We start from the raw sequence: 7,544 nt of genomic DNA, 5'->3' as shown, positions 1-7,544 counted from the left end.
GGTTGCACTCAATCCAATGATAAGTCCGAGCAAGATGCCTCCCAGCACCTGGCTGAAGGAGTGTCCAAGCATGGTTTTCAGATTCTCGGGAGTGAACTGGCCTTCTCGATGGATTTCACTGAGAAGTCTGCTCCACTCGTTGATAACCTCTGCTTGCTTCCCTGCTGCCCTTCTAATGCCCATTGCATCATGAATGACAATTGCAGCAAATGTAGCTGCCATGGCAAAATCTACCGTACCGATACCTTCTGTGAATGCAATTGAGGTGGTAAGAGCAATAACACCAGCGGCGTGGCTTGAAGGCATTCCTCCGGTGCTGAAGAGCATGGACCAGACAAACTTCCTCTCAAAGAGTACATTGATGAAAGGTTTCAGGAATTGTGCAATAAAGAAAGCAAGAGCCGCCGAAATAAATGGGGCATTTTCCAACAAGGCATTGTTCATGCCCAATAGAGTAACTTTTTTCCCCTGCTTGCGCAAGATTCTATCTTGTTCTAGAGTTGCACTCAACATTATCCTTGGAGCAGTCATGTACGTTTCACAGCAAAAAAGTGATGCCATTCAATTCTGGGTGCTGAATATTGCCTCATTCTTCGGCCAACTCTCCATTGCAATGGTCAATCTGGCACTCGTATACCATCTTCGAAGAGCCTTCTCCCTTGGTGCGGACCAGATCGGGGTTGCCGCCTCCATTACCACTGCGACGTACTTGGTCTTTTGCCTGCTTGGGGGTAAGTTCACTGTCCATTTCCGCCCACGCCACCTTGTGGAGACCTCTCTGGTTGGGATGGCAATTGCAGTCTTGCTCTTTGTCTCCACAAAGAAACTCTCCATCGCATACCTTGCTTTGGTGTTCTATGGGGCTTTCATGAGTCTTCTGTGGCCACAAATAGAGGGATGGTTCTCAAGGGGAAAGGAGGGGGCGCAACTCAATCATGTCACCAATGCCTTCAACTTCTCCTGGTCTTTCGGGGTCGGTGTCTCCAGCTATATTGCCGGTATCCTCGTTGAGGTTTCCACCACCACACCTTTTTATGTTGCCATCCTCATGTTCTTTCTGGTATTTCTTCTCCTTGTAATAACCAGTGCACTGGTACCTGGGATCAGGGCAGTACAGAGTGAACATGCCGACAACAAGGAGAATGGCAGGGAGGATGCGAGCACGCCTCTTCGCTTCTACGCCTGGGTTGGCATCATATCCCTGTACAGCGGTATGAGTGTCATCCTTACCATCTTCCCTCTCTATGCACAGGATGTGCTGAAGATCAGTGAAAGCCAGACCGGCTTACTCTTGCTTGTACGTGGAGTAGCAACCTGTCTTAGTTTTCTGGTACTGGGAAAGTTGGAGTTCTGGCACTTCAAGAAGCGATATATTTTCCTGGTGCAACTGCTCTTTGGAGTGCTCTCCCTTGTTGCCATGGGCTTCTCCTCTCCGCTTCCCTTTGCACTCTTCTTCCTGTTGTTCGGAATACTGTTTGCATTCGCCTATGACCAGAGTATGTTCCACGGGGCAAGTGGCAGTGTGAATCGATCGGGGAGAATGATCATCCATGAGGTCTTTCTGACCGTAGGAACCATCCTGGGGGAAGTTGTGGGAGGAAGTGTGTACGAGCAACTCTCTTTCTCCAAGGTATTGCTTGTCATTGGAACTACCGCCATCATCCTCGTGATGGTTGAATTGCTTGTTGCCTTCTTTATTGAAAGGAACAGGATTACGGGAAAGTAGTTTTACACACAACCTAGAGTTCGTATACAATAGATATCAAAGACGCCAAAAGGAGCCCACTATGAGCAAGACCTTGACTGAAAAAATTCTAGCTTCCCATCTGGAAGAGGGAACACTGGGAACGGGAAACCCAATCGGGATCCATATTGACCAGACGCTCACACAGGATGCCACCGGTACCATGGCCTACCTGCAATTCGAGGCAATGGGTTTGGATCGTGTCCAGAACGAGTTGGCTGTAAGCTATGTTGATCATAATACCATCCAAGTAGGATTCGAGAACGCAGATGACCATCACTACCTGCAGACCGTTGCCGCTGCCAAGGGTGTAGTATTCTCTCGCCCAGGAAATGGAATCTGCCATCAAGTGCATCTGGAGAGATTTGGCAAGCCTGGAAAAACCCTGCTTGGCAGTGATAGCCATACCCCAACCGGTGGTGGTATCGGTATGATAGCAATCGGAGCCGGTGGGCTCGATGTGGCGGTTGCCATGGCCGGCCAACCTTTTCACTTGATCAGCCCGAAAGTCATAGAAATCCGTCTCCATGGGAAACTCCGTCCTTGGGTCTCTGCGAAAGATGTCATCCTGACCGTTCTTGAACGCTTCGGGGTGAAAGGTAATGTGAACTGTATCTTTGAATATACCGGTGTAGGTGTCCAGACACTGGAAGTCCCTGAACGTTCTACCATTTGCAACATGGGGGCCGAATGTGGCGTCACCACGAGTATCTTCCCCTCGGATGAGAAAACACGCGCATTCCTGAAGGCACAGGGAAGGGAAGATGACTGGATTGCACTCAGTGCTGATGAGGGTGCAGTCTATGATGACCTGTTTGAAATCGATCTCTCGGCCTTGGAGCCCAAGGTAGCATGTCCTCACTCACCCGGGAATATTGCTACAGTAGCATCGCTTGCTGGAAAACGGGTTGAGCAAGTCCTTATCGGTTCCTGCACAAACTCCAGCTATGCAGACATGAAAAAAGTTGCAGACATCCTTGATGGGCATACCGTCGCAGAACATGTAAGCCTTGGAATTGCCCCGGGAAGCCGTGAGGTACTCCTGATGCTCAGCAAGGATGGTTCGTTGGCCAAGATGATCGCCAGTGGTGCCCGCATTCTGGAAAGTGCCTGTGGGTTCTGTATCGGAAACCATCAGAGTCCCGGAACCGATGGGGTCTCACTCAGGACCAGCAACCGAAACTTTGAAGGTCGTAGCGGAACCAAGAGTGGCCAGGTCTATCTGGTCAGTCCTGAAACAGCTGCCCTTGGTGCAATAAGCGGGCAGTTCACCGATCCTCTCTCTTCCCATGGCATTGCCTTCCCCAAGGTAGTCCAACCTGAACAGTTCCTGATCGATGACTCCATGTTCATCTTCCCCCCCGAGGATGGCAGTAATGTTGAGATCTTCCGGGGGCCCAATATTGGTGACCCACCAAAGAACACCCCGCTCAAGGAGAATCTGGACGGGTATGTGACGATCAAGGTAGGGGACAAGATCACCACCGACCATATCATGCCTGCTGGAGCCAGGCTCAAGTACCGCTCAAATATCCCCGTGTACTCCAAGTTTGTCTTTGAGCCGGTTGATGAGCATTTCAGTGAACGCTGTACAGAGAATCAGGACCGGGGCAAGGACAACTTCATCGTAGCCGGTGCCTCTTATGGCCAGGGATCAAGCCGGGAACATGCGGCAATCTGTCCGATGTACCTCGGGGTGAAAGCGGTTATCGCTGTTTCCATTGAGCGAATCCACCAGAACAATCTTTGTAACTTCGGTATCGTTCCCCTTACATTCATAAATGAAGATGACTACTCGCGTTTCGACCAGAACGATGAACTGGTGATCGAGAACATCTCAGAGCAGATCAAGGGTGAGACGGTTGTCTTGAAGAACAAGACCAAGAGCAGGGAGATAACCCTCCGCTGTGATATCACCGATGGCCAAAGAGCGATGCTCATTGGTGGTGGTCTGTTGAATATTCTTAAGGAGAAAGCTTGATGGAAATGGCAATACGCATGGAAGATGGAGCCCTGGTGGTGCCTGACAGTGTCATCATCCCTTACATCGAGGGAGATGGGGTAGGTCAGGAGATCTCCTCGGTTATGAAGAATGTGGTTGAAGCGGCAGTCAAAAAAGCCTATGGAGATACCAAGCAGATAACCTGGAAGGAGATACTTGCAGGAGGAAAGGCAAAGGACCTAACCGGTAACTACCTTCCCGAGGAGACCCTTGAGGCAATCAAGCAGTACAAGGTGGCTATCAAGGGACCCTTGACCACTCCTGTTGGGAAGGGAATCCGTTCCTTGAATGTAACCCTCCGTCAGACCCTTGATTTGTATGTCTGTCTCCGTCCGGTTACCTATTACCAGGGAGTTCCTTCCCCTGTCAGACACCCGGAGAATGTTGACATGGTTGTTTTTCGTGAGAATACGGAAGACATCTATGCCGGCATCGAATGGGAGTCGGGTAGTGAAGAGGTTAGGAAAGTCATTGCATTCCTCAAAGAAGAGATGCAGGTGAGCAAGATTCGATTCCCTGAGACCAGCGCACTTGGCATCAAGCCGGTTTCTGTTGAAGGAAGCGAACGTCTGATTCGTAGTGCTATTTCCTACGCATTGGAGCACAGCCGACGCAATGTCACGTTGGTGCACAAGGGGAATATCATGAAATTCACTGAAGGTGGATTCAGGAAGTGGGGCTATGAACTTGCAAAACGCGAATTTGGTGCAATTGAGGACGAGCATGGAAATGTGAAGATTGATCGGGAAGGCCAAGAGCCGCTGGTCATCCAGGACTGTATCTGCGATGCCTTCCTGCAGAATATCCTGCTCAAGCCTGAAGCCTATGATGTCATTGCCACGCTCAATCTCAATGGGGATTATGTATCGGATGCCTTGGCAGCTGAGGTTGGTGGTATCGGTATTGCCCCTGGGGCTAACATCAACTATGAGAGCGGCTTTGCAATCTTTGAAGCAACCCATGGGACTGCCCCTGATATTGCTGGAAAGAATATTGTGAACCCTCTTTCCCTGGTACTCTCAGCCCAGATGATGCTCTCCTACCTTGGATGGGATGAAGCTGCCGAGCTGGTTACCGGTGTTGTCCAGAAGGCGATCAGTGAAGGGATGGTTACCTCTGATTTTGCTCGCTTGATGGAAGCTGAAGGCAAGGCGTGTACAAGGTTGGGAACCAAGGAGTTCGGTTCCTATCTGGTGTCATTGCTCTAGAGAAAATTCAGAAAAATCTGTAATCAGGCCATGGACACCCTCCATGGCCTGAATTGTCTGTATGTCGGCTCCAGGGCTTCCAACAGCATACATGCTCCCAATTCCCGCCCTGCTTGCTGAGAGAATGCCGGCCTTCGTATCTTCAAAGACCGTACATGCCTCTGGTTAGAGACCCAGGGCCTTGCAGGTATCCTAGTAGATATCTGGCTCAGGCTTTCCTTTTCTCTTTCCATTGTCATATATGATCAAGGAGGAGGGTACGTACTTGCTGAGAGAGAACCATGCCTCATAGCGGCGGATGTTGTCCTCTCCTGCACTGGTGGCTATAGCAAGTTGAAAACCGGCTTGTTTAGCTCGTTTGAAGAGAGTGATTGCACCTGGGGCAAGGCTGAGGGGACGGTTGTCAAGACAAATATTTTCATAGATCCCCTCCTTCTCCCTGCTGATACGAAAGACCTCTTCCTCGCTGGGGGTTCTCCCCAATAGGTAGGCAATTGTCTCAGCATTGGTTCTTCCGTTGAGGTGGTGACTTTCTTCTTTCGCGAGCGGTTTGTTCCTCAGGCGCAATGAAATGGCACCCCATGCTTGCCGATGATACTCGGTATCCCAAAAAAGGGTGCCATTGAAATCAAAGATCAGGGCCTTATCGGTCCTCAAGCGGTACCACCTTCCGTACGTGTGGGCCCGAGTAGACCTGTCGAGGCCGACCAATCTTCTGGTACGGATCGTGTCTCCATTCAAGCCAGTGGGCAATCCATCCAGGGAGTCGGCCCATGGCAAAGAGCACGGTGAACATCGACTCAGGAATCCCAATGGCATGGAAGATGATCCCCGTGTAGAAATCTACATTTGGATACAGGTTGCGTTCGATGAAATAAGGATCATTCAAGGCCGCTTGCTCCAGTTCCATGGCAATTTGCAGGAGTGGATCGCTCTGGCTGTCAGCCCCCAAGACTTGCTGGCTGAGACGTTTTGCAATCCTTGCCCTCGGGTCATAGGTCTTGTATACCCTGTGGCCGAATCCAGAGAGCCTGAACGGGTTCTCCTTGTCCTTTGCCATTGCAATTACCTGTTCAACACTGAGTCCTTCATTATGGATTTTCAACAACATCTGCATGACTGCTTGGTTGGCTCCACCATGTTTGCTTCCCCAAAGGGCACAACAACCAGCTGCAACTGATGCATAAAGATTTGCCTCGCTGCTGCCTACCAGGCGGACAGCACTCGTTGAACAGTTCTGCTCGTGGTCTGCATGGAGGATCAGAAGGATGTTCAATGCCCTGGCATGCAAAGGATCAGGAATATAGGCATTTACCGGTGTATGGAACATCATGTTCAGGAAGTTCTCACAGTAGGAATACTTGTAAGAGGGGTCGACGAAGTCCAATCCATTCATTTGCCGATAACTGAATGCAGCGATGGTTCTCATCTTGGAAAGCAGTCTGCTGACCGTCAAGTCAACATTCTCTTCCGGGTCTGCATCCTCCAATTCAGGATAGAACGCAGAAAGCGATGCAACCATTGCAGAGAGAATTGACATAGGGTGGGATTCCTGTGGATAGTCACGGAAAAAGTTCCTCATATCAACGTGGAGCAGTGAGTGCCGGTTGAGCATATCTGCATAGGTGTGACGTTGGGCGAGTGTGGGAAGTTCTCCTTTTATCAGGAGATGTGCAACCTCAACGAAGTCACAGTTGTCCACCAGGTCCTCAATATCATATCCGCGGTAGCGGAGGATTCCCTGCTCCCCATCAACAAAGCAGATATTGCTCATACAGGATCCTGTATTTACAAAGCCGGGGTCATACGTGATGAATCCCGTGCTTTTCCTCAAGGCGGTTATGTCGATCGACTTTCCACCCATGTTGTCCGTGATGACAGTGAGATCGAATTCGTTATCCTCGAGGACCAGTTTTGCTGCTTTTTCTTTGATATCCATTTCATAGCCTCCTTTAGGGGGTCATTTCGTGTAATTTTGTTTGAGCAGGTGGGTGAAATGTATCCTAGTTTGATTGTTTTGGAAATATATCACCCAAGCATTCCTTGCTTTTCTTTCTCATCAGTAATGGTTATACTGGTAGGTATCAATCCCAGGAGATGCCCCATGGAAGAATTTGTATTGCCGTTGGATGAGGAAATTGTCGATATCGCAGACTTTTTTAAGGTCTTCGGAGATCCCACCCGATTGAAAATCCTCTTTCTGCTTGAGCAGGGGGAGAGAGGCGTCAATGCAATCAGTGAAGAACTGAACATGCAACAAAGTACCATCAGCCAACAGCTCAAACTTCTCAGGGCTCGTCGCTTGGTGCGTTTCAGAAAGGACGGACGTAATGTTCTCTACCGTCTCAATGACGAACATATCCACGACATTCTTGCCATGGGCATTGAGCACTACCAGGAATTGCTCTGATCAATACCTCTGGGATTCATTTTCTGCATATTCGCCAAAGAGATCCAGGCACATCTCTCTCTCTGCTTGGGTAAGGTTGAGTACTTCCTGATCCTTGCATCCCTCCTGTATGTACCGATAGATGTAATCATCCCGAAATCCAATTGCCTCGGCATCCTCAGGTGTGCACCCGTAGTACAC

At 49.7% G+C, this 7,544-nt stretch carries 7 protein-coding genes and 1 pseudogene; 4 read left to right on the top strand and 4 right to left on the bottom strand.

Annotated features, from left to right (window positions below):
- On the bottom strand, nt 1-444 hold a 444-nt coding region (locus JF818_RS12550), incomplete at its 3' end, for a divergent PAP2 family protein (RefSeq protein WP_198892332.1).
- 85 nt (nt 445-529) lie between these two features.
- Here JF818_RS12550 and JF818_RS12545 point away from each other — a divergent pair.
- From JF818_RS12545 to icd, 3 genes are all read left to right on the top strand, one after another.
- On the top strand, nt 530-1,726 hold the full coding sequence (locus JF818_RS12545; protein ID WP_198892331.1) for an MFS transporter: 1,197 nt from the start codon (nt 530-532) through the stop codon (nt 1,724-1,726).
- 61 nt (nt 1,727-1,787) lie between these two features.
- Nucleotides 1,788-3,725 carry an aconitate hydratase gene (locus tag JF818_RS12540; RefSeq protein ID WP_198892330.1) on the top strand — a complete coding sequence of 646 codons (1,938 nt, stop codon included), beginning with the start codon at nt 1,788-1,790 and terminating at the stop codon, nt 3,723-3,725.
- Nucleotides 3,725-4,954, top strand: a complete 1,230-nt coding sequence (icd, locus tag JF818_RS12535; RefSeq protein ID WP_198892329.1) for an NADP-dependent isocitrate dehydrogenase — start codon at nt 3,725-3,727, stop codon at nt 4,952-4,954. The genes JF818_RS12540 and icd overlap by 1 nt, the downstream gene beginning before the upstream one ends.
- Before the next feature lie 192 nt (nt 4,955-5,146).
- Here the strand turns inward: icd and JF818_RS12530 are convergent, their stop codons facing one another.
- Nucleotides 5,147-5,611: an HAD family phosphatase gene (locus JF818_RS12530; protein ID WP_233067722.1), complete on the bottom strand. Its 465-nt coding sequence runs from the start codon at nt 5,609-5,611 to the stop codon at nt 5,147-5,149.
- A complete protein-coding gene (locus JF818_RS12525) occupies nt 5,598-6,893 on the bottom strand; it encodes a citrate synthase (RefSeq protein ID WP_198892328.1) in 1,296 nt (431 codons plus the stop codon). Before JF818_RS12525 ends, JF818_RS12530 begins: the two co-directional genes overlap by 14 nt.
- A 165-nt stretch (nt 6,894-7,058) precedes the next feature.
- Here JF818_RS12525 and JF818_RS12520 point away from each other — a divergent pair, with 165 nt between their 5' ends.
- Nucleotides 7,059-7,364 (top strand): helix-turn-helix transcriptional regulator, encoded by a 306-nt coding sequence (locus JF818_RS12520; RefSeq protein ID WP_198892327.1) that lies wholly within the window; start codon nt 7,059-7,061, stop codon nt 7,362-7,364.
- Here the strand turns inward: JF818_RS12520 and JF818_RS12515 are convergent.
- Nucleotides 7,365-7,544 (bottom strand): annotated as a pseudogene (locus tag JF818_RS12515) (nucleoside deaminase); the annotation flags it as partial.

It is taken from the genome of Sphaerochaeta sp. S2 (genome assembly GCF_016406725.1).
GTDB lineage: Bacteria > Spirochaetota > Spirochaetia > Sphaerochaetales > Sphaerochaetaceae > Sphaerochaeta.
This window is presented reverse-complemented; position numbering and strand designations above follow the sequence as displayed.

Coding starts and splice junctions, on each gene's coding strand:
- JF818_RS12545 (WP_198892331.1), top strand. CDS start 530: ATGTACGTTTCACAGCAAAAAAGTGATGCCATTCAATTCTGGGTGCTG.
- JF818_RS12540 (WP_198892330.1), top strand. CDS start 1,788: ATGAGCAAGACCTTGACTGAAAAAATTCTAGCTTCCCATCTGGAAGAG.
- icd (WP_198892329.1), top strand. CDS start 3,725: ATGGAAATGGCAATACGCATGGAAGATGGAGCCCTGGTGGTGCCTGAC.
- JF818_RS12525 (WP_198892328.1), bottom strand. CDS start 6,893: ATGGATATCAAAGAAAAAGCAGCAAAACTGGTCCTCGAGGATAACGAA.
- JF818_RS12520 (WP_198892327.1), top strand. CDS start 7,059: ATGGAAGAATTTGTATTGCCGTTGGATGAGGAAATTGTCGATATCGCA.